We start from the raw sequence: 21081 nt of genomic DNA on the forward strand, positions 1-21081 counted from the left end.
ATGCGTTTGAGGTTGCTTTCGGGGTTTGCAGGCATGCCATCGTGGATGCGATCAGATCGCGCAGTCTGCAAAACGTAAGCTGCATTAGCCGGAACTAGATCTGACGGGCCGGAATGCCTTCCCTGCCATGAAGCTAAATCGTTGCTGTTGCAACGATCGCATTCAGCTCACCTGGCCGGGCAATGCAAAGGGACGTTTGCATTCGGGGGGGGATTGCGCAAGTGGCACTCGCGATACGGGATTCCAGTCTGCACCGTGGGGACCGGTCGGGTTCGAGTTCACCTCCGTTGCAAAGCGTTTTTGGGTGACAGCGAAGATGCCACTTCTGCGGCACGGCGTTTGCGCTTACGTGGATGCCACAAACCTGCGAGGAGCAAACCATGGCGAACCAACCTGTTGAGCAACGCGCGCCCGATGAAAAATCGGACGACGCCATCGACGACACCGTCGAGCAGACCTTTCCCGCAAGCGATGCGCCGGCGACCGGCGGTGCGACGCGGATCGAAGACACTGATGAAGGCGCCGATCCCGACGCGGGTCCCGAGATTGATCCCGATGAAGACGTCCCTGGCGAGCTCTCGCCCGCTGAGGCTCAGCCTGACGAGCCCGCACATCAAGGGAAGCAGTAAATAGAGGAAAACCGTGTGCGACCGTGAGAAACGTGGTCGCACCGGCCTCATCGAATGCCGGCTTTCGGGAATGTTGGTTCTTTATACCCGTAGCCTCTACACGAGACGTGATATTTCCATGCAAGGAAACTGTTTCATCTCGCGGCACGCCCGCATCAGCCGTTTACACGGCTATCGTTGGCGTAGTCATTGTGCTATGGGTTCGCCTTTTGTCACGAAAGCCCGGACGCGATGATGCGCCCGTACTCCTTCGTCACAGAGAAAGGGCCAGCTACAGGCCGTTGAACTTGCCTCCGGCCGCGGCGCCGCCAGGATCGAGCGCTAGTCCAGACACACCTCATGCATCGCAAGCATCACCCCGCCCCCATTTTGGATGCGGTTTCGAAACGCACTAAAGGAATAGTCATGCCCACGAAGACCCTACGGGATTTATTCATTCACTCGCTGTCGGATATCTATAGCGCTGAAAAACAGATGACAAAGTCTCTGCCAAAAATGGCACGCGCATCCACTAACCCGGATCTGCGGGCCGCATTCGAGAAACACCTCGAAGAGACGCAGGGGCAGATTCAACGGATCGACCGAATTGTCGAAATGAGTGGAATCAAGCTCAAGCGCGTCAAATGCGTCGCGATGGAAGGCCTTGTCGAGGAGGGTCAGGAAGTCATCGACGAGATCGAGAAAGGACCGGTGCTCGACACCGCGCTTATTGCCTCGGCCCAAAAGGTCGAACACTATGAAATCGCCTCTTATGGTTCGCTGATCGCAATGGGCAAACAGCTGGAGGAAGGGGCGGCGGCGAAGTTGCTGGCCGAAACATTGAAGGAAGAAACGGCAACGGACGAAGCACTGTCACAGTTGGCGGAGGAGAAGGTGGCAGCAGAATCGATGGGCAAGTAACGAGTCGGTGTCGTCGCCCCAGATCTAGCAGAGAAAGGGCGGCATTTTCCCCCCACGGAGAGTGATAAATGTTTTTCTATACGCCACAGCAGATTGCAGATCTCAACAAGTCAAACTACCAGTCCTTCGTCAATCTTGCCGGAAAGTACATGAATGGACTTCAGGAACTGATGGATCTCAACACTCAGACGATCAGGACGATCATTGAGGAATGCGATAATTTTCCCAAGGAGGAAGTTTTCGACAACGCCGAAAACCTTCCGTCATGGCAATCCAGCATGCTGAACCAGTTTCCCGCAAAGGCGGCTTCTTACAATCGCCATTTGCACACAATCATTCTTTCGACTGGCGCCGAAGTCGCGCGGGAGGTCCAGCGCCAGTGCGAAATTCGGGGCGGCCAGATGAACGCGATTCTCACGGAGGCAATAGGCAACGCGAGCACGGCGTCGATCAGGATGGCGGAAACGCTCGAGAATAGTGGAGGAAACCTGGCGCAGGAGTCGTTTGATTCCCCCACCAAAGAAGCAGTAGAGAACGCGTCATCGGAAGGCGTTTCGCAGGCAACCAGGGCGGCCGGCGATTTCCAGGCAGCAAGTGAAGCGGCGCTGACCCAGCCCGCAAAATCCAGTATCAAGCGCTAAGCGACGGATCGTTGCCGATCTGAGTTTGTATCCAGATAGGCCCGCCGCGCGCGGGTTTATCTTGCGGGCCCGTTTCGCGATGCGGCTCGCCCTTTTTATTTTCGCGCAGGAATCCTGCGCTCGACGCTTTCCCGCATTACCACTGCGCCGTGGACAGACAAGCTTCTGTCATCAAACGAGTCCGGATTACCTTTTGCGCGATCCGGAGCCGGCGCAGTACAAAGCGCTTGCGTGGATGTGCCGGCGATGCCGACGAAAGTGTTGCGTATTAGCGTCTGCTCTTTCGCCTGTTGACTTTAGGCGGACGCAGGGCAGCGGTCCAAAATGCTACCGTCCCGCGCTTGGCTGCCGCCGCTGCGTGTCCTCTCGCGGAACCGGCGAGGGAATTCGCTCCGCTCAGCCACATGCTTAGGAACGGGTTCTTCTTCATCCACGGATTTTTCATTTCGACCTCTTCCTGCAGGAACGAACTACATGGCCCCGTGCGCCGCGAGAGCGCCGTACGGGGTTGTGGGGCGACGATTTGATGCGGATGCCACTCGTCGAGCGTATCTTCTGAATGGGCTTCTCCACGCCTTGTTAGCGCAACGCCCATACCTGGCGGCGAATGGTGGCGGTGCAACTCGTTCGGGCAGAAAATGCGCATCTTGCTGAGCACACGCGCGCTGCACGGAAGCTGATCATTGTGCGGCCACGACGATTAACACCAAAGAGCACAATATTCGCCGGACCATCGACATCTTTTGGGCTCATATCACGGCGCTCAACTGATATGGAGCGCGAATGTGTATGACTCGATTGGGGCCTGCTGCCCCTGGCTGTGATGCAAAGAGCGATCAACGATTCGGGGAGGGTGTCGACGACTATAGATCGCGGCGTGGACATCCGCAAGTGGGGCAGGGGCGAACTCACGCCAAGGAAGCGCCGGGAATAGGACTTGCGCCCACACGGGAGCGAGTACCTGCGCGGCAACGAAAGTCGGGTCCCTGGCCGCAGACACGCAGATCCCCCCTCGATCACAATGAGCCGGAGTAGCCCTGATGAAAGACGCCGGAGCCTCGACCCGAGGTCGCGCTGCGTCGCGCGTGCGCGGGCGAAAGGCGGCGATCCTGGCAGGCTACGCTGGCAGACCGTTGATGTTGCTTTGGCAATATGTCGCCGGACACCTCCTCGCTCACGCGCTCATATTGCTGGCCATCGTTGCGGCCGTTGGGTGTGCGCTCGCATCACAGTATGCACTGAGGAATCTTGTCGATGCCCTGGCCGGCGGCCGCGCGCATCCCCGAATCGTCGTTGACGCGTTCCTGGTCATCGTCGGCTTGCTCATGGCTGACTGCCTCCTTTGGCGGCTCGGCGGCTGGTTGAGTGTGCGAACGTTCGTTGCTGTGACGGGCGACGTACGGCGCCAATTGTTCGGCTACGTGGCGGGACACTCGCCTGCCTATTTTTCCAACATCCAGCCGGGGATGCTGGCGAGCCGCATTTCCGCCACGGCAAACGCGATCTATACGACCGAGAACACCGTTGCATGGAACGCGCTACCGTCGTTTCTGACGATGATGGGCGCAATCGCGATCCTGGGTTGCATCAGCCTCTGGATGGCGATGGCGCTCGTGCTCGTTTCGGGCAGCATGGCGGGGTTCCTGTTCTGGCGCGCAAGTAAGGGCAGCGTAAGGCATCGGCAGTTCGCGTCGCTCGCTGCCTCAGTCGACGGCGAACTCGTCGATGTGATCGGCAACATGTCTACGGTGAAAATGTTCGTCGGGGTGCAGTATGAGAGCGTGCGCTTTGCCTCGATCCTCGACGAAGAAATGATGTCGCGTCAAATCAGCCTGCGATATCTGGAGAAGCTACGCCTGCTGCATTCGGTCGTAACGCTGCTGCTTTCAGCTGGGTTGCTCGCATGGGTGATCGGGTTATGGGCGCGCGGGCAGGCCACGACGGGAGACGTCGTTCTGGTAAGCTCGCTAGGGTTCGCCATTCTTCATGGCGCCCGTGATCTCGCAGGTGCGCTGGTGGACATGACCCAGCATGTGGCGCGGCTTGCCGATGCCGCGAACGCGTTACTCGTGATTCGGGAGATGGACCAGCCGGCCGGCATGCGGGCACTTGAGCTCCGTGACGCAAACATCGATTTCGAGAACGTCACTTTTGCGTACCCAGGCCGCAGGCCGGTTCTTGACCATTTCAGTGTGCATATCGACGCCGGCCAGCACGTCGGTCTCGTTGGACCTTCAGGAGCCGGCAAGAGCACAGTGCTCGCGCTGTTGCAACGCTTCTTCGATCCACCGCGCGGATCTGGGGCGGTCTGCATTTCGGGGCAGCGCTTGTGCGATGTGAACCTGGCCAGCCTGCACGAGGCTATTGGCGTGGTACCTCAGGAAATATCGCTCTTTAACCGCTCGCTGTTCGACAACCTCCGTTACGGTCGCCCGGACGCGACGCAAGACGACGTCCTGCGCGCGTGCGAGCTCGCAAACTGTCTTGATGTCGTTCATTGCCTGCCGGAGGGCTTGCAAACGATCGTGGGCGAACGGGGCTCGCGCCTCTCGGGTGGACAACGACAGCGCATCGCGATCGCTCGCGCGTTTCTCAAGAATGCGCCGATACTGTTGCTTGACGAAGCCACGTCCGCGCTCGATAGCGAATCGGAGGCACTCGTTCAGGTGGGCCTGGAAGCGCTGATGAAGGGGCGCACTGTCGTGGCCATCGCGCACCGGCTTTCGACTCTCCGGAATTTCGACCGCATTGTGGTCATGCAGCACGGTCGGCTGGTCGATGAGGGGGCGCCGCTCGAACTGGCTGGGCGCCCCGGCATCTATCGCGATGTGCTGCTAAGGAGCGAACGCCAGCCCGATGCATCGGCAGAGATGGGACGGTGATGGATTGAGTTTCGGACGCTATCTCTACGCATGTACTCGCGCGAAACCAGCTCAGCTGGTCGGCGGAATCGATCGCTACGAAGCGCGTGGTACTCGCTTCGTGGCCCGTTCCTGGGCGCCGTGCGGTCGCGGGTACGCAGGATGCGCGCCGTTACGAGAGTCATTGTTCGACACCACTGGTTGTCGCGCAGCAGGCGTTTGAGGACTAAAAGTTTCGCGAGCGACGTCGTGATGGGTTGTCAGCGTGACGTACTACCAGCCGAGATTCTGCGATGAGAGCCGGTGGTTGTCCGCTTCAGGCACGCGCCGCATCTATCCATTCATGCAACTGAGCGGTCTATGCACCAAGACATCACATATCGCGGGTTTGAAATCCACATCGAACTGATTCCGTCCGCCAAGGACCTGTACGAGGTGACTTTTCAGATAAAAGGTGGACCCAATCTTGGCGTGATTGGAGAACCCGGAAGGCCCGTTCTGCTACGCCATGGACCGTACACTCGCCGATGGGCATGCCTCATTGCTGAAGTAGCGGGGCAGGCCGCAATCGACCTCCTCCGCGGACCAACGGACGCGGACTGCGATCTCGAAGGCGGCGGCGATCCGCATACTTAAAGGGGTGGATACGTCGGCGCGAGGGAGCGCTGCCGCCATTCGCGCACTTGCCACGTCACGATCACTCTTTAGCCAGTCGCGCGAATTGGGAGCGCCTCCTATTGGGGGGGAGTCAGAAAATCGCCAGGCCGGCACAGGCACACCGAATGCGGAGGACATGGAGCCATCTATGCCACGCAGGGGCAATCCCGCCCTTCGCGCCGCGGTAACGATGTGCCCTCAGAACCGGGTGGGGTGGGTCTGGCGCGCAACGCGCCCGATGTGCTCATCACCGTCCGGTTTAATCTATGGCGTGAAGGCTTTTCCGTGGCGCGTGAGGGTTGCGTGTACGTGACCGCCGTCACGAAGGATCGATTCGCGCCAGCTACCCGGAGAAGTGCCATGTTTATCCATAACAAGCGGCTGCAATACACCGTTCGCGTCGCCGCGCCCAATCCTGGGCTGGCCAACCTGCTGCTCGAACAATTTGGTGGTCCCCAGGGAGAACTGGGCGCCGCATGCCGTTATTTCACGCAGGCCATCGGCGAGGACGATCCCGGGCGGAAGGATATGCTTTTTGACATTGCGACCGAAGAATTGAGCCACCTTGAAATAGTCGGGTCGATCGTCGCGATGCTCAACAAGAGTGCGAAGGGACAGCTTGCCGAGGCGGTGGAAGCGGAAGCCGAACTGTACCGCTCGATGACCGGGGGCGGAAATGACTCCCATATCACCGCGCTGCTCTATGGGGGTGGACCCGCGCTCACGAATTCGGCCGGCGTTCCGTGGTGCGCCTCGTACGTCGATACGATAGGGGAACCCACTGCCGATCTGCGCTCGAACATCGCAGCCGAGGCACGCGCCAAAATCGTCTATGAACGGCTGATGAATGTCACTGACGATCCGGGCATCAAGGAAACATTGGGTTTCCTGATGACGCGCGAGATTGCTCATCAGAAGTCCTTCGAAAAAGCGCTGCATTCGATCCAGCCAAATTTCCCGCAGGGGAAACTCCCCGGTGTGCCCGAGTTCACGAGCGTTTATTACAACATGTCCCAAGGGGAGGAGGCGCCACGCGGGCCGTGGAATGAGGGGCCCGAATGGGAATTCGTTGAATCGCCAGAGCCGGCCGTCGACGGGGGCGATGGACTTGCCACGGTCAATGTCTCGAAGAAGGACGTGAAGGTGCTTCAGGCAATGGCGTCGCGGACTGCGTCCGACGTAGGCTCCGATCCGACCACAGGCGCCGACCTCGGCGCAGGACACTCGGAGTAAGCCAGGCTACCAGGCTGCAGCTGTCGAATTCGCCGGTTGCAGCTTGTCCCTTCGGACGAGTCCAGCTCATTTGAGCAAGTCTGCTTACGGCGTGAACGGTGTCTGGCTAGCGGTTTGGATGGTCAAGAAAGAAGCGCAGCATTTCAGCGCTCGCGTTTGGACCGTTGGGATCCGTGTAGCTGCCTCGTGTGTCACCGCCTGCCCACGCGTGGGGGGCGCCGTGTACGGTCCATAACTCAGCTTCTACGCCTTCGCCGGAAACCAGACGCGTCACAGTCCAGTCGCGCAGTCCACTGCCGGGGCCGCGCGTTTCACGGGAGCGTTGCGTCGGCCTCCCGAATCCTTGTACGATTCGCGCGGCATTTCCCACATCGACAGTCCCATCGGCGTCACCATGAAAGACGATGACAGGCCGCTGAGGCGACTCCGAACTGGAGGTGCGCGACGCGTTGCCGCCTTTCATTGCCGCGAGTGCAGAGGGCAAGTCGTGCGCGCATCGGGCCGGCAGACCGGAGTGAATGCCAGCCGCTGCATACAGTTCGGGATACTGATCGATCATGAGTGCAGCCATCGCACCTCCAGCGGACATGCCAGCGATGTAGACGCGCGCAGGGTCGACAGGGTGTCTCGCGATGATTTCGCGTGTGATGCCGGCGATCAGCGAGGGCTCGCCGCACTCGCGCCGCTGGTCGCCGGGCTTGAACCAGTTCCAGCATTTCGAGGGATTGGCCTGTTGCGGCTGCGTCGGATAGGCAACGAGGCAGCGGTTCTGCTCGGCAAGGCTGTTCATCTGCGTACCGGCCGCAAAATCGTCGGCGCTCTGCGTGCAGCCGTGCAGCATGACGATCAGGGGCATCGGTTCGCCAGTGGCCGTTGCCGGCACGTAGAGCCGATATTGACGACGACCGGCGGCATTCGAGTAGGTGAGTGTATCGAAATGGCTGCGGTCCTCCGCATCGAGACTTACCTTGGACCTGAGTGGCGTGGGAGACTGCGCCGTCCTTTTCGCAGTAGGTGCAAGGGTGTGTGCCTCCGCCTCTCCACCATAGGGCGTGGGGCGGCCCTGATTGCCGCGCAGCGCACGCTGTATGACTTCGGTTGCCTCGGTGGGACCGCGCGTACGCAATAGCATCATCGCTTCGTGCATCGAATTCAAAAAGCCTTCGTTCGGTTTCATGACTTGTCCGGTGATTAACTGGTCCGTCTGGTTAGCGGATCCGTTTGGCGAGTGCAGCCTTGACGGCGGCAGAGGCGTGGAACGCCCCGAGCACCACGACACTTTCGATTGTCGCGAGCGCGAGTTCGGGGGAAACGTCATCGGCTATGCTCGCCAACCCCAATACCTGAATGTTGAGGTGCTCGTGCGCGGCGCGTATGGCCTCGAGGTCCTCACGGGAAAAATGCCGCATCCCGAGCACGAGCGCGCGGCGCTCGATGGTTTCCCGCATGGTCGTTGCGTGCACCGCGAGTTGATTTCGGATCGCCGTTCGAATGAGATCCGTTCGGTTTGAATAAAAACCTTCTTCGACCAGCAGATCGATTTGCCCCAGGTCGACGGGGCCAAGATTGATCGTGATCTTTTCCGATTCGCCGCCTTTGGAACGGGGAAGAGCATGCGGTGCTGTCTTTTTCACTGTCCATCCCCTGACCATCCGTATGGATGGTTATAGGCTTCTATTCGCTGCACAGCAACATGAAAATTGAGGGCGTGAGTGGGTCGCGCGATCGTCATGAACGAGAGGGGCGGCAACAGCGGTGGTTTCCTGCTGCAATCCTCGCGGGAGGCGCGTGCAGGGACTGGCTGGAGCGCAGAGGATTGCGCTGGTGTGGGCGGGCGCGGGCGTCCTTGCCGGCGGCGCTTTGACGGGCGATCGGGGCGATCTATCGTGGCCGGCTCTGTTCGGACTTGTTGCGCCCGTCAAACCGGCCTGACATTCTCTGCTGCGTAAGGGGTCCCGCCTTGATCACACTGCCACGTGACTCAGGGGAAGGTGCGGCCCGGAAGCGCCTCTCGAGTGGCATCGCGGCGCAGCGCAATATCCTCGGCGGAAGGGCCGGTGCCTTCCTCGAACGGTGGCTGATGACGAAAGCCCGCATGTCCGGAAACGATGGAAATGATTGCGCCGACCAGCAGCGCCGCAAATGAGAACCACGCCGCGCGCGCCACGTCGCGCGCGGCGGCATCGGCCGCCATAGTTGCTGCGCCGCTTACTGTACCGCCGAGCAGAGAGGCCGCGCCGTACACCAGCAGAAGGACCATGACTGCCCACGCAAGAAGACCGTGGAGCCATCCGGGCACGGGAGCGCAGCGGCCTGCAAACCACGAGCCGACAAAAACGGCGATGACCGTCATCACGATCAGGTACGCCCCCGAACTGAACGCGAATCCCTGTAGTGGATTCGGGCGCGCAAGCGGTGCAAGTGCGGACATGCCAATGGCAGTGCCTGGCACGCTGAGGATGAGGTACGTGATGAGCGAGAGGATGATCCCCGCGATCACCGCGGCCCACGAGACACGAGGTAATCCGCTTTGGGTGGTGAGGAATTTGATGGTCGAGCCTATATGGTTAGAAATCCAGAATATTGAACACGAGGGGTCGTATTCGATGCGCGGAATCGCATCGGGCGTTCCCAGCGACGCGGCGGCGCGGTCATGGACCTCAGAGGAACACAGGATCTGGTCAACTAGCCGTTAGCTGGCGAGGACTACGTGTAGTGAAGGTCGATCAGGCAGAATCCGCTTCTTTTTTGAAAAGAGGCCGGCGGCAGCAATAGTTACAACGCCGAGCGCAAAAGGTCGGCTGCGCATGCATGCCCGTGCGCGCTCAACGTCCGATGAAACCCCGCACGTTACGTGCAATCCACCCCGTCAAGCCTGCACGCACGACAACGGGCACGATGCGCTTCGGTCCGACGATTAGCGAGCCGAGCGCGATCGAAGCGAGCAACGTGACGGTGGGCGCATCCAGCAATGCGTGGCCGACGTTGGAAAATGTCAGTGCGTTATCAGACGTCGACTTTTCCCGCGACCGCGTGTCGCGTAGTTCAAGATTCGCGGCGAGCAGCTGGGCGCGCGTGAGCGCCATATGATCGATGATGGCGGCTTGCCGCAGACGGCGCAGTTCGCTTCGGCCGTTCATTTGAGCGCCTCCTTGAGCGTTTCGAGGTCGTCCCGAAGCTCGCGTTTCAATATGCCGAACGACTGCACAGGTCGCTGGGCACGATACGAGAGCCAGGCGGTGACCGACAGGGCGAGCCAGGCGATCGCGATTGCCCATACAACCGAGAGGAAATATCGGCTGTTCCAGGCGGAGGCGATCAGCGCGATGCAAAAGAACGAGAGGGTGAAAAGCCCGCTGACGGCGAGGGCGACCAGCGCGATCAATTCGCGCGTCAAGCGGGCACGCGTTTCGGCGAGTTCGACTGAAAGCAGTTCGCCATATTCGCCGACGCGCAGAAGCGCGAAGTGCGATACGTTGCGCCAGCGGTCGAGCTTCGATTGAATCGACATCGCGGTCTCCTGCGTTACCCCTTGCGTCGCGGACGCTCAGTCGCGTCCCCATGCCCAGAGCGCACCCAGGACGAAGCCAATGCCCGCCGCCGCGCCGAGCGCGAGCAAGGGGTTGTCGGAAATCGCTTCGCGCGCGACGACGGCCGCGTCGGCCATCAACTGTTGCGATTCTCCGCACAGCGCCTTCGCCTTGCCCGAGATTCGCATCGCGGGATCGTCCAGCAGGGCCCCCGCGGCGTCCTTCAATTTACCCGTCGCCTCATCGACAATCCCCTCTGCTTTCGTCGCCATGGTGTTCTCCTTCGGCGCGCACCTGCGCCATGTAGTGGGTGTGATTCGCTAACAGCAATTGATGTGCCACCGAGCGTCATAAGCGTGCCGGACAGGCGAAACGGGCAGAAAGATGCGGGGACCGAAGCTCGAGATGGGCAGAGCACACTATCGCGCCGCCCCCAGGCAAGCATGTCGAGCAGGAATTACACGGCGTTTCGGCTTGGGGTTAGCCTGCGCGCGTGATGCGGCATGCAGAAGTCCAGGCGCCGTGCAGTTGATACGCTGGGCGCAGCGGCACGCGAGAATCATGAAAGCGAGCACGGCAACACGACGGGAATGGATAGAAGCAGTCGGCGAGCATTTCCCCCGAAGCTTTCCAACGGGTTCCGCCGTCTTTTGGGGCTGGATCTCGGGGGGCGGGCAGCGTCACATCGGGAGATCCCTTGCGGGACGGGCCTGAGCGGCCACGATGAGCACCCCACCTATGATGTTTTCTCTCGCAGCAGCTTCCAGGACGTTTTATCCGCCTCTCTCCCGTTTTTTTTAGCGGCATTTCTTCGCCGCTTCCCCTAAAATTCCACGCATATGCAGTCGTGGAGCCCACCGTGGAACGAAAGAAAGCTGAACACATCCTGATCGAGGCCGACGAGATAGCCGGACTGGTTCTCGACGGTTTCGACATGACGATGGAAACCGAGGCCGGCCGTACGCTTTACGATCGCGCGTTCACCGCTTATCTGCGCAGCGAAATTGGCGACGTGCCGATGGCCGAGCTCTACGACGCCTTGAACGGGTCGCCGGAAGCGTTCGCCGCCACCATGCCGCACTAGGCCGGCCTGAAGGCGATCTCGTCGAGGGGGATCGCACTGGCGTCCATCCCGGCAGCCCATGCTGCGAGCTCGCATGCATGGGCCCGCTTCATCGTCTCACGTTCATTCGACCTCGAACGTGGCGTGCCCTCGTCGTGCGGCCATGACGCGGTGATTACGCGCGCAGGCCGACCGTGTGTCGCAATTCCTGATAGCTGCGCAAGCCCGCAACGCCAAGCTCGCGGCCGATGCCGCTCAAGCCGAATCCGCCCCAGCAGACTTGGGGAAAGATCAGTTGGGGTGTGTTGAGCCAAACGAGTCCGGCGCGGAGTTGCGCCTTGTAACGCCGCGCGGCATTTTCGTCGTTTGTCACGACGGTGGCGACGAGCCCATAGCGCGTATCGTTGGCGAGCGAGATTGCTTCGTCATCCGAACGGAATGACTTCACGCAAGCCACCGGACCAAAGACTTCATCGGTCCACAGCACGTTGTCCACGGCGGGTTCCGCAATGATGAGCGGCGCCATGAAGAAGCCATCCTCGCAAGCGGGGTCGAGCTCGCCGGCGAACGCAATCTGCGCACCTTCTTCCACGCCCTGCGCGACGAGTGCCGCCACTCGCGCGCGTTGCGCGGCGCTGATGAGCGGACCCATCGCCGCATCGGCGCCATGCGGCGGCGCGACTATGAGGGATCGCACCGCCGCTTCGAATGCGGCCATGAACTTGCGGTACACGTTGTCGTGCACGAGAATGCGGGACGTTGCCGAGCACATCTGCCCGGCATTCGCAAACGCACCGCCTGTGGCGAGCGTGACCGCGTGCGCGATATCGGCATCTTCGCGCACGATCAGTGCGGACTTGCCGCCCAGTTCGAGCGTGACACGCTTCATGTCCTGTGCGGCGGCCTGCATGACCTTGCGGCCAGACGCCGTGCTGCCCGTAAACGAGATCTTGTCGACGAGCGGGTGAGTCGTCAGCCACGCGCCCACTTCGGCGCCCCCGTTGACGACATTCACGACGCCGTCGGGCACGCCGGCTTCGCTGACGATCCCGGCCAGCATGTGCTCGATGGGCGAGGTGAGTTCCGACGGCTTGATCACCACCGTGCAGCCTGCCGCGAGCGCCGGGGCGAGCTTCCATGCCGTCGTGACCATCGGGAAATTCCATGGCACGATCAACGCCGCGACGCCCACGGGCTCGTGCACACGCTCGGCCAGCAACGCGTCGTCGGGCACCGCGACAGACTCGGCGGCGAATAGCGATGCGTCTTCGCACAGGCTCGCGTAATAGTTGAAGGTCGCGGCCGCGTCGCTCACGTCGAGTTCCGCTTCGAACGGCGGCTTGCCGCTCACCCGCATTTGCATCGCGCTCAGGCGGGCGCGGTCCGCCTCCAGCAACTCGGCGATCTTGCGCAGCAGCTTGCCGCGCGCGGCGGGCGTCGTGTGGCGCCACGCGATGAGCGCATCGTGAGCAGCGTGCACGGCGCGATCCACCTGCTCGGGCGTGGCGTGCTCCTGCCAGCCGATCGTTTCGCCTGTGGCGGCACTGCAGATGGCCGTGCAGACCTCGCTATCGGCCGGTACGTTGAAGGTTGTGCCCGCAATCATCGCAGCGGGGAGCACGAAGGCCTGATCGTCCACCTTGCGTTCGGAATTCGTAGCCATGGTTTTCTCCTCGCGCGTTAGCGGTAAGCCACGCCCGGCATGATGCAGAGCATTTCGAAGGCGAGATTCGCGCCTACGAGCGCCGTCGTGCCGGCCTGGTCGTACGGCGGCGAGACCTCGACGAGATCGGCGCCCACCACGTTGAGCCCCTTCATGCCGCGCACGATTTCGAGGCCCTGCTGCACGGTGAGCCCGCCCACCTCGGGCGTGCCGGTGCCGGGTGCGAAGGCGGGGTCGAGACCGTCGATGTCGAAGCTCAGGTACACGGGCGTGTCGCCCACGCGAGCGCGTACTTCGTCCATCAGCGGTGCAAGCGAGCGGTTCCAGCAGGCCTCGGCCTGCACGACCGTGAAGCCCTGCTTGCGGCACCAGTCGAAATCTTCTGCGTGATAGCCGGTGCCGCGCAGGCCGATTTGCGTGACCTTGTCGCATTGCAGGAGGCCGTCTTCGACCGCGCGGCGAAACGGCGTGCCGTGTGCGATCTTTTCGCCGAACATGGTGTCGTTCACGTCGGCATGGGCATCGATGTGCACGACGGCAACCTTGCCGTACTTCTTGTGCAGCGCGCGCAGGATGGGCCAGGCGATGGTGTGGTCGCCGCCGAGCGTGATCGGGCGGCAGCCATTCGCGACGATACGATCGTACGCGGACTCGATGAGGCGAATCGAGTCCTTCAGGTCGTACGGATTCGTTGCGACATCACCGATATCGGCCACTTGCAGTGAATCGAACGGTGCTGCGCGCGTGGCCATGTTGTAAGGCCGCAGCAACACCGATTCCGAGCGGATCTGGCGCGGCCCGAAACGCGCGCCGGAACGGTTGGATGTGCCGAGGTCGAGCGGCACGCCCACGAAGCAGACATCGAGCCCTTCGGCGGTGTCGGCATGCGGCAGGCGCATCATCGTGGCGATGCCGCCGAATCGCGGCATCTCGTTGCCGCCCAGCGGCTGGTTGAACTGGCGCTCCATCTGGCGAGTCTCCGATCGTTAGAGTCAAATCGATCGGGCGATGGTAGGGGAGATCCCGCGCGGCCAAATATTGAAGTTGAGATGTTTACATCGATGATGATCGATGTATCGGCGTCATTGAGCGGGTAGCCGGCGCGCAGTCAAACCGCTGCGTGCCCCCACGCGATCAACTCGCGCTTCGTGCGCACACCCAGCTTCGCGAAGGCGCGCTTCACGTACGACTCGGCGGTGGCCACGCGCACGCCGAGAATTTGCGCGGCTTCGGGCACGGTCTTGCCCGTGATGAGGTGCGCGCAGGTTTCGTACTCGCGTTTGGAGAGGCGCACGCCGTCTGCCGCGATGCGCGCATCGAACTGCGCGAGCGGATGCATGAACGGCGCCGCGTGGGCGATGAGCCGCGCCGCGCTCGTGGAGGCGTGAAGTTCGAGCAGCGGAAACAGAAACTCACTCACGCTGCGAAAGCGGTTCATTTCGACGAGCGAAAACGGCGGCTCGCGCAACCCGCGTTCAAGTGCGATGGAGTGCTGGGCGTGGCGCGTCCCGCGCGCGAGCACGCATTCATGGGCGATGCGCGCCTCGTCGAAGAGCCGCTGGCGGAACTCGCCCGGCGGGATCGCGCCGATATCGCGCACCACGAGCATCGTGCCGATCTTGCCGCGAATGCGGGCGAAAAGCGGATCGCTTTCGTAGAAGCGATCGTAGTAGAGCGTCATCACGTCGGAGATCGTGCCGAAATCCATTCCGACCCCGCCACTGCCAATCCATTCGCAGCGAAAGCCCGTGGGCATCGCGCTGTCGACGCGCGAACGTTCGATATGCACGACGTTGACGGGTACGACCTCGTTGAGCAATAGCGTGAGGCGCGGCACGAAATCGGGCGTGCCGACGGCCTCGATCACGTTGCCGAGGGTCTTGAACGAGAGCGGAAAGTCGGATTGATCGCGGTTGAGCGGGGGTACGTTGAGCAGCATGGCGCGCCCCTTCGTGAAAGCCGTTCGATTATAGCCGACGGGCCCTGATGGCCAAAAAAAGCGGGCAGCAAGGGCGGCAAAGCCACCGCAAAGCTACGGCAAAGCGACCGGAATACGCAGCTTGCCCCCCCTGAGGGGGGGCATACCCCGGCCCCGTCAGCCGGTAACGTTGGCGTCACTCAACCAACCAACTGGAAGCGACGCAAATGAGCAAACTGATTCAGGACATCGTGCCGCTCGGCGCAGGCATCGGCGAATTCACCAAGCTGGAATTCGGCATGGAGGAAAGCGACTGGCGCGCCACCGAGGGCAAGAACAACAACTACTTGATCGGCTGGTGGGAAGGCAAGGTCGGAGCCGTGGACTTCCCGGCCACGACCGCCGACGAGGCGGTGTGGCTCGTCGAAGGCAAGATCGCCTTGACCGATGCGAACGGCGGCCGCAAGGAATTCGCGGCGGGCCAGGGCTATCTGCTGCCTGCTGGCTTCGCCGGCCGCTGGGAAACCCTCGAGGACGCGAAGAAGTTCTACGTCGTGCTCGAACAGGCCTAAAGCGAGCCACGAGCCGCCTCCCACGCGGGGCGGCTCCGTTTCTCCCGTTCAACGCGCTGAAGCCAATGATGAGTATTCCTGCAGAACTTGAAATTGAATCGCGCCCGCGCGTTGCGCTCAGCGTGCAAGAGGCGCTTTCGCGCACGCGGTTCTTCCCGTACTGGCTCGACAATCCTGCCGAGCCGCCGACCGAGCCTAAGCTCACCGCTCACGTGGAGGCGGATCTGCTGATCGTCGGCGGCGGCTTCACGGGGCTCTGGGCAGCCATGCAGGCCAAGGAGCAGATGCCGCATCTGAACGTCGTGCTGATCGAGGCGGGAAAGGTCGCGCATGGCGCATCGGGCCGTGCGGGCGGCATCATCTCGACTTCGGTGATGCACGGCCTGCCCAATGCGGTGCGCGTGTTTCCGAACGACATCGCGCAGCTCGAGGAATTCGGCCACCGCAATCTCGACGGGTTCGAGGAAACGCTCAAGCGCTACGGCATCGACGCCGACATCGAATGGAACGGCGAAATGACCGTGGCAGTCGATCCGGAGCATGTCGCGCATTTACGCGGCGACTACGAGCTTCACAAGCGCTACGGGCATGACGTCGTTCTGCTCGACGGCGAAGCCACGCGCGAACAGCTCGATTCGCCGCTGTTCGCAGGCGCGCTGTGGTCACGCAATCGCAGCGGCATCGTGCATCCGGCCAAGCTCGCATGGGGGCTCAAACGCGCAGCGCTTTCGCTGGGCGTGCAATTGTATGAGCATTCGCCGCTTGTCTCGGTCACCGACGAAGGCCGGACCGTGTATGTGAAAACGCCCGAAGGCAGCGTGCGCGCGCCGCGCGTGCTGTTCGGCAGCGGCACAGCCAAGGTCGGCATTCCCGATATCAATCGCCGTGTGCTTCAGGTACGCGACCACGTGCTGGCCACGGAGCCGCTCACCGGGGAGCAACTTGCGCGCATCGGCTGGAAGAACCGACAGGGCATTTACGATACGCGCACGCAGCTCAACTATTTCCGCCTCACGAAGAACAACAACATTATCTTCGGCGGCCTCGTGAGCTATCACTTCGACGGCGATCCGAATCCGCCGCAGGACCAGAAGGCCGAGACCTATCACCGACTCGCTCAGGCGTTCTACCGCACGTTTCCGCAGCTTTGCGACGTGCGCTTCTCGCATGCGTGGGGCGGCCCGATCGACTACTGCTCGCGCGGCTCTGTGTTCGCGAGGCGTTATCTGAACGACAAGGCCGTTTTCGTAGCGGGCTACACGGGCTTTGGCGTGGCCGCGAGCCGCTTCGGCGCGTATATGGGCCTGAACATCCTGTTCGACCGCGAGAGCCCCGAGCGTGCGCTCGACATCGCCAACCTTCGCCCCACGTATATCCCGCCGGAGCCGGTGCGCTGGCTCGCCGCGAAAGTCACGTTCCATGCATTCGACGGCGCCGACGCCGAAGGCGGCTGGAAGCGCGCGTGGATCAAGGGTATCAAGGCAATGGGCTTTCCGATGTGAGTGTCCACCAGCAAGCACTCCGAAGCAATCAAAGCGAAGCACCATGTTTTCCAATACCTCAGATCTCGACCTGCGGCTCATCCGCGTGTTTCTCGCTGTCGTGGACGCGCGCGGCATCACAGCGGCCGAAGCGACGCTAGGCGTGCGGCAGTCCACCATCAGCACGCAGCTCTCGGCGCTGGAGGCCCGTGTCGGCTTCAAGCTCTGCGAGCGCGGGCGCGGTGGCTTTCGCCTGACTTCGAAGGGCGAGCGCTTTGTCCCATCGGCGCGCGCGCTGATTGCGGCCACGTCCGAGTTCGTCGCGCGCGTGCGCGATATCGACCGCAAGCTCGTTGGCACGCTCGGCATCGGCCTGATCGGGCAGGCTTCGCATGTGGAGAACGCGCGTCTCGCGGAAGCGATAGGTGCGTTTCGCAAGCGCGATCAGGCCGTGCGTTTCACGATGAAAGTGGCCGCGCCGCGGGAGCTCGAAGAAAGCCTCGTCAACAACCAGCTCGACATTGCGATCGGCTACTTCTGGCACCGCGTGGCCGGTCTCGACTACACCGAGCTTTTCAGCGAGCGGCAGGTGCTTTGCTGCGGGCGCGGGCATCCGCTTTTCCACGCGGCGCCACATGTCGTTACCGACGATCTACGCGAACACGACTGGGTTTGGCGCAGCTATCCGATTCCCGAGGAACTGGCGGGTATCGGCGACCGGCAGGTGACGGCGATCGCCGACAGCATCGACGCCGCCACGGTCCTGATCCTCTCGGGCAGCCATGTCGGCTATCTGCCGGCGCACCATGCCGAACCGTTCGAGCAGCGTGGCCTCATCCGGGCGCTTGGGCGCACCACGTTCGGCTTCGACGTGCCGATGCATCTGGCGGTCAAGCACAGCGCGGCCGAAAAGCCCATCGTGCGCGCGTTCTGCGACGATCTGCTCAATGTATATGGATTGCATGCCACGGCGGCGGAAACGCTTGCCGATTGAAGAAGCAGTGCGCGCCATGCATTGGCCTCGCATGATGTAAATATCAGGAATCCATAATAATTCGCAGATTGCGATCGGTTAGACTGCGGACGAGACGTTAATAGAGCGTTGACCGGTTGTTGCCTCGACCGGAGCGGCGCAGGATGGAGTGAGACAATGAGTGAAAACGGCATTACCCAGATCGAGACCTTCGGTTTCGAACGCATTCCCGATGCATCGCGCTACGCGCGTCCCATCGACCTCTTCCGGCTGCTGTTCGGCGGCTGCAATACCTTCTCGACCTCGGTGCTAGGCAGCTTCCCTGTTCTGGTCGGCCTCTCGTTCAAGGCGGGGCTGTGGTCGATCGTGATCGGCGTGCTCGCCGGCACCTGCATTCTCGCGCCCATGAGCCTGTTCGGCCCGCGCAACGGTACGAGCGACCCAGTGTCGTCGGGCGCGCATTTCGGCATTCACGGGCGCATCGTGGGCTCGTTCCTTGCGCTGCTCACGTCGATCGCATTCTTCTCGCTCGCCGTGTGGAGTTCGGGCGATGCGCTCGTGGGCGGCGCGCACGACATGGTTGGCGTGCCCGTCAACGCCTGGACGCTCGGCTTCGCTTACCTTGTGTTCGCGGTGCTCGTGGTGGTGGTTTGCATCTACGGCTTCCGTTTCATGCTTTGGGTGAACAAGATTGCCGTGTGGGCCGCGAGCCTCATGTTCGTGGTGGGCGCCTTCGCGTTCGCGGGCGCGTTCGATCCCGGCTACGCCGGCACGCTGCATATGGGGGGCGTCGGGTTCTGGGTGGCCTTCGTGAGCGCCGTGCTCGTCGCGTTGAGCAATCCGGTGTCGTTCGCCTCGACGCTCGGCGACTGGGCGCGCTATATCCCGCAGCACACGCCGCGCTACCGTGTGATGGGTGCTGTGTTCGCCGCGCAGATCGCCACCTTCGTGCCGTTCTTTTTCGGTCTCGTCACGGCCACCATCATCGCGACGAAGGCGCCGAGCTATATCGCGTCAAACGATTACGTGGGTGGTCTGCTGGCCGTGTCGCCGCAATGGTTCCTGCTGCCCACTTGCCTGATTGCCATCATCGGCGGCATGTCGACGGGCACGACGGCGCTCTACGGCACGGGCCTCGACATGTCGAGCATGTTCCCGAAGCTGCTCAACCGCGTGCGCGCGACCATGCTGATCGGCACGCTCGCCATCGCCTTCATCTTCGTCGGGCGCTTCGCGTTCAATCTCGTGGAAAGCGTGTCCACTTTCTCCACGCTGATCTGCACGTTCAGCTGTCCATGGATGGCGATCATGGTGATCGGCTTCGTCACGCGTCGCGGCCACTATCTTGCCGACGACCTCCAGATCTTCAATCGCGGCGGCCGTGGTGGTCACTATTGGTTTACACGCGGCTGGAACCTGCGCGCGATGGGTGCGTGGCTGCCCGCCGCGCTCCTCGGCCTCTCGTTCGTGAACTTGCCAGGGCAGTTCGTTGGTCCGCTCGGCACGCTGGCTGGTGGGCTCGATTTGAGCGTCCCGGTTTCGCTGCTGGTGGGTGGTGCGATCTACGTCGCACTGTTAATGATGTTCCCCGAACCGGAAGCCGTGTATGGTCGCGAAGGGCGCCGCTTCGTGCGCGGCTCGCGCGTGCACGCCGTCGTGTCGGTTCATGCCCCGCGTATGCGCGAGGAGCGCAGTGCGACTGCCGTGCGCGAGTTGCAACGCGAGCCGGAGTACGCCGAGTAAGCATGTGAGTGCGGATCGCCTCGCCTCGCCTGAGGTGATGCCGCGTGTGCTGGCGGTTTGGAATTTTCTTGTTTTCACGTCGGTGTGCCAGCGCAGCCCCTCCCCGGGCCGGCGCCGACTTTTCCTTGCTGCGGTGAAAACGCAAGCGAAGGTTCTCCATAGCGACCGTTCGGGTTTGGCGACTCTCTGGTCGCAAAATCTTTGAATTATTGTCAAATTGGCATCTCAAAAATTGTATCCGCTCCCTTCAACTGGTAAAACTCAGCGCGAATAGTTGCGCGCGCAACGCAGGATTGCACTGGATAAGCCGGGTGAGGTTCGCGCGAATGCCTCTCAAGCCTTCGTGAGCGAACAAAGTGAAGGACCTGATTCAATCGTATCGGCCCCGCATCGACCCGCGACTGCTTGACTACTACAGCGCCGAACTGAACTACCTCCGGGCCCTGGCACTGGAATTCGCCGCCGCTCACCCGAAGATCGCGCGGCGGCTCGCCATGCAGGCCGGAGAGATCGGCGACCCCTATGTGGGGCGGCTGTTGCAGGCATCCGCCTTCGTGAACGCGCGCTCGCAGATGCGCATCGACGACGAGTTTCCGCGTCTCATGCAGCCGCTGCTGCAGACCGTCTATCCGAACTACGTTTCGCCCACTCCGGCAATGGCGATGGGCTGCCTCCATCCCGGCCACGGCAGCGGTCACGGCGGTGAGGGTTTTGTGGTTCCGCGCGGGACACCGTTCACCGCGAAGACGCCCGTGGGCGAGGACACCCGCTGCGAGTTTCGCAGCAGCCAGGACGTGACGCTCTGGCCGCTGGAGATCATCCTGGCGCGCTGGACCGGCATTCCGCCCGACATGCCCGGACTCGACCGTTTCCTCTCGCCCGGCATGCAGGTAAAGAGTGCCCTGCGCTTGCGGCTGCGCACGACCAACGGCGTGGCGGTATCGGCACTGCGGGGGCTGGACCGGCTGCCGGTTTATCTGGCCGGAGACGGGCGCACGGCCTCGCACCTCTTTGAACTCGTTCACGCAGGCGGCATCGCAACCGTCACGGGCACTCCCGGCCAGTTTGCAACGCGCCCCTTTCACGTGGTGACGGAGGATGCCGTGGTCCATGAAGGACTCGCCCCGGAGCAGAGCCTGCTGCCTGCCGTGCCACGCAAGTTTCACGGCCACAACCTGGTACAGGAGTTTTTCGCCTATGAACCCAGGTTCTGGTTC

The 21081-nt window shown here is 62.0% G+C and carries 20 protein-coding genes; 11 read left to right on the forward strand and 9 right to left on the reverse strand.

Annotated features, from left to right (window positions below; all coding sequences use genetic code 11):
- The first annotated feature begins 380 nt into the window (after window positions 1-380).
- The 5 genes from VMJ11_RS13260 to VMJ11_RS13280 all read left to right on the forward strand — a co-directional run bounded on the left by VMJ11_RS13260 (window position 381) and on the right by VMJ11_RS13280 (window position 6921).
- Window positions 381-629, forward strand: a complete 249-nt coding sequence (locus tag VMJ11_RS13260; protein WP_325619860.1) for a hypothetical protein — start codon at window positions 381-383, stop codon at window positions 627-629.
- Window positions 630-1034: 405 nt separating this feature from the next.
- The gene (locus VMJ11_RS13265; protein ID WP_325619861.1) at window positions 1035-1529 is read left to right on the forward strand and encodes a ferritin-like domain-containing protein; all 495 of its coding nucleotides are present in this window, start codon (window positions 1035-1037) and stop codon (window positions 1527-1529) included.
- Window positions 1530-1597: 68 nt separating this feature from the next.
- The gene (locus tag VMJ11_RS13270) at window positions 1598-2170 is read left to right on the forward strand and encodes a phasin family protein (protein WP_325619862.1); all 573 of its coding nucleotides are present in this window, start codon (window positions 1598-1600) and stop codon (window positions 2168-2170) included.
- 1040 nt (window positions 2171-3210) lie between these two features.
- Complete coding sequence (locus tag VMJ11_RS13275; protein ID WP_325619863.1) at window positions 3211-5052, forward strand: ABC transporter ATP-binding protein; 1842 nt, start codon at window positions 3211-3213, stop codon at window positions 5050-5052.
- A gap of 996 nt (window positions 5053-6048) precedes the next feature.
- Window positions 6049-6921 (forward strand): manganese catalase family protein, encoded by an 873-nt coding sequence (locus VMJ11_RS13280; protein WP_325619864.1) that lies wholly within the window; start codon window positions 6049-6051, stop codon window positions 6919-6921.
- A gap of 106 nt (window positions 6922-7027) precedes the next feature.
- Here VMJ11_RS13280 and VMJ11_RS13285 read toward each other — a convergent pair whose 3' ends face one another.
- From VMJ11_RS13285 to VMJ11_RS13310, 6 genes are all read right to left on the reverse strand, one after another.
- Window positions 7028-8098, reverse strand: coding sequence for a PHB depolymerase family esterase (locus VMJ11_RS13285; RefSeq protein ID WP_325619865.1), 1071 nt, complete (start codon window positions 8096-8098; stop codon window positions 7028-7030).
- 31 nt (window positions 8099-8129) lie between these two features.
- Window positions 8130-8555, reverse strand: coding sequence for a CopG family transcriptional regulator (locus tag VMJ11_RS13290; RefSeq protein ID WP_325619866.1), 426 nt, complete (start codon window positions 8553-8555; stop codon window positions 8130-8132).
- Window positions 8556-8902: 347 nt separating this feature from the next.
- Entirely contained in the window at window positions 8903-9472 is a 570-nt protein-coding gene (locus VMJ11_RS13295) for a hypothetical protein (RefSeq protein WP_325619877.1), read from the reverse strand.
- Window positions 9473-9746: 274 nt separating this feature from the next.
- Window positions 9747-10061, reverse strand: a complete 315-nt coding sequence (locus VMJ11_RS13300) for a hypothetical protein (RefSeq protein WP_325619867.1) — start codon at window positions 10059-10061, stop codon at window positions 9747-9749.
- A complete protein-coding gene (locus VMJ11_RS13305; protein ID WP_325619868.1) occupies window positions 10058-10432 on the reverse strand; it encodes a phage holin family protein in 375 nt (124 codons plus the stop codon). The genes VMJ11_RS13300 and VMJ11_RS13305 overlap by 4 nt, the downstream gene beginning before the upstream one ends.
- A gap of 36 nt (window positions 10433-10468) precedes the next feature.
- Window positions 10469-10723, reverse strand: coding sequence for a CsbD family protein (locus VMJ11_RS13310; protein WP_325619869.1), 255 nt, complete (start codon window positions 10721-10723; stop codon window positions 10469-10471).
- A 575-nt stretch (window positions 10724-11298) separates the two neighbouring features.
- Here VMJ11_RS13310 and VMJ11_RS13315 point away from each other — a divergent pair.
- Window positions 11299-11535 carry a hypothetical protein gene (locus tag VMJ11_RS13315; protein WP_325619870.1) on the forward strand — a complete coding sequence of 79 codons (237 nt, stop codon included), beginning with the start codon at window positions 11299-11301 and terminating at the stop codon, window positions 11533-11535.
- Between the two features lie 154 nt (window positions 11536-11689).
- Here the strand turns inward: VMJ11_RS13315 and VMJ11_RS13320 are convergent, their stop codons facing one another.
- The 3 genes from VMJ11_RS13320 to VMJ11_RS13330 all read right to left on the reverse strand — a co-directional run bounded on the left by VMJ11_RS13320 (window position 11690) and on the right by VMJ11_RS13330 (window position 15116).
- On the reverse strand, window positions 11690-13177 hold the full coding sequence (locus VMJ11_RS13320; RefSeq protein WP_414694384.1) for an aldehyde dehydrogenase family protein: 1488 nt from the start codon (window positions 13175-13177) through the stop codon (window positions 11690-11692).
- A 17-nt stretch (window positions 13178-13194) separates the two neighbouring features.
- Entirely contained in the window at window positions 13195-14145 is a 951-nt protein-coding gene (gene speB / locus VMJ11_RS13325; RefSeq protein WP_325619871.1) for an agmatinase, read from the reverse strand.
- Window positions 14146-14285: 140 nt separating this feature from the next.
- Window positions 14286-15116, reverse strand: coding sequence for a helix-turn-helix transcriptional regulator (locus VMJ11_RS13330; RefSeq protein ID WP_325619872.1), 831 nt, complete (start codon window positions 15114-15116; stop codon window positions 14286-14288).
- Between the two features lie 206 nt (window positions 15117-15322).
- Here VMJ11_RS13330 and VMJ11_RS13335 point away from each other — a divergent pair, with 206 nt between their 5' ends.
- The 5 genes from VMJ11_RS13335 to VMJ11_RS13355 form a co-directional block, all read left to right on the forward strand.
- Entirely contained in the window at window positions 15323-15667 is a 345-nt protein-coding gene (locus VMJ11_RS13335; RefSeq protein WP_325619873.1) for a cupin domain-containing protein, read from the forward strand.
- A 65-nt stretch (window positions 15668-15732) separates the two neighbouring features.
- The gene (locus VMJ11_RS13340) at window positions 15733-17169 is read left to right on the forward strand and encodes an FAD-dependent oxidoreductase (RefSeq protein ID WP_325619874.1); all 1437 of its coding nucleotides are present in this window, start codon (window positions 15733-15735) and stop codon (window positions 17167-17169) included.
- A gap of 43 nt (window positions 17170-17212) precedes the next feature.
- The gene (locus tag VMJ11_RS13345) at window positions 17213-18142 is read left to right on the forward strand and encodes a LysR family transcriptional regulator (protein ID WP_325619875.1); all 930 of its coding nucleotides are present in this window, start codon (window positions 17213-17215) and stop codon (window positions 18140-18142) included.
- A 156-nt stretch (window positions 18143-18298) separates the two neighbouring features.
- Window positions 18299-19864 (forward strand): purine-cytosine permease family protein, encoded by a 1566-nt coding sequence (locus VMJ11_RS13350; protein WP_325619876.1) that lies wholly within the window; start codon window positions 18299-18301, stop codon window positions 19862-19864.
- Between the two features lie 389 nt (window positions 19865-20253).
- Window positions 20254-21081 (forward strand): type VI secretion system baseplate subunit TssF (locus VMJ11_RS13355; RefSeq protein ID WP_325619879.1); only part of this gene is annotated, 828 nt, incomplete at its 3' end.

The sequence above is a fragment of the Paraburkholderia sp. genome (assembly GCF_035501035.1).
Lineage (GTDB): Bacteria > Pseudomonadota > Gammaproteobacteria > Burkholderiales > Burkholderiaceae > Paraburkholderia.

Bases quoted from the DNA above. Each gene is read 5' to 3' on its own strand.
- VMJ11_RS13260 (WP_325619860.1), top strand. From the start codon at position 381: ATGGCGAACCAACCTGTTGAGCAACGCGCGCCCGATGAAAAATCGGAC.
- VMJ11_RS13265 (WP_325619861.1), top strand. From the start codon at position 1,035: ATGCCCACGAAGACCCTACGGGATTTATTCATTCACTCGCTGTCGGAT.
- VMJ11_RS13270 (WP_325619862.1), top strand. From the start codon at position 1,598: ATGTTTTTCTATACGCCACAGCAGATTGCAGATCTCAACAAGTCAAAC.
- VMJ11_RS13275 (WP_325619863.1), top strand. From the start codon at position 3,211: ATGAAAGACGCCGGAGCCTCGACCCGAGGTCGCGCTGCGTCGCGCGTG.
- VMJ11_RS13280 (WP_325619864.1), top strand. From the start codon at position 6,049: ATGTTTATCCATAACAAGCGGCTGCAATACACCGTTCGCGTCGCCGCG.
- VMJ11_RS13285 (WP_325619865.1), bottom strand. From the start codon at position 8,098: ATGAAACCGAACGAAGGCTTTTTGAATTCGATGCACGAAGCGATGATG.
- VMJ11_RS13300 (WP_325619867.1), bottom strand. From the start codon at position 10,061: ATGAACGGCCGAAGCGAACTGCGCCGTCTGCGGCAAGCCGCCATCATC.
- VMJ11_RS13305 (WP_325619868.1), bottom strand. From the start codon at position 10,432: ATGTCGATTCAATCGAAGCTCGACCGCTGGCGCAACGTATCGCACTTC.
- VMJ11_RS13310 (WP_325619869.1), bottom strand. From the start codon at position 10,723: ATGGCGACGAAAGCAGAGGGGATTGTCGATGAGGCGACGGGTAAATTG.
- VMJ11_RS13320 (WP_414694384.1), bottom strand. From the start codon at position 13,177: ATGGCTACGAATTCCGAACGCAAGGTGGACGATCAGGCCTTCGTGCTC.
- speB (WP_325619871.1), bottom strand. From the start codon at position 14,145: ATGGAGCGCCAGTTCAACCAGCCGCTGGGCGGCAACGAGATGCCGCGA.
- VMJ11_RS13330 (WP_325619872.1), bottom strand. From the start codon at position 15,116: ATGCTGCTCAACGTACCCCCGCTCAACCGCGATCAATCCGACTTTCCG.
- VMJ11_RS13335 (WP_325619873.1), top strand. From the start codon at position 15,323: ATGAGCAAACTGATTCAGGACATCGTGCCGCTCGGCGCAGGCATCGGC.
- VMJ11_RS13340 (WP_325619874.1), top strand. From the start codon at position 15,733: ATGATGAGTATTCCTGCAGAACTTGAAATTGAATCGCGCCCGCGCGTT.
- VMJ11_RS13345 (WP_325619875.1), top strand. From the start codon at position 17,213: ATGTTTTCCAATACCTCAGATCTCGACCTGCGGCTCATCCGCGTGTTT.
- VMJ11_RS13350 (WP_325619876.1), top strand. From the start codon at position 18,299: ATGAGTGAAAACGGCATTACCCAGATCGAGACCTTCGGTTTCGAACGC.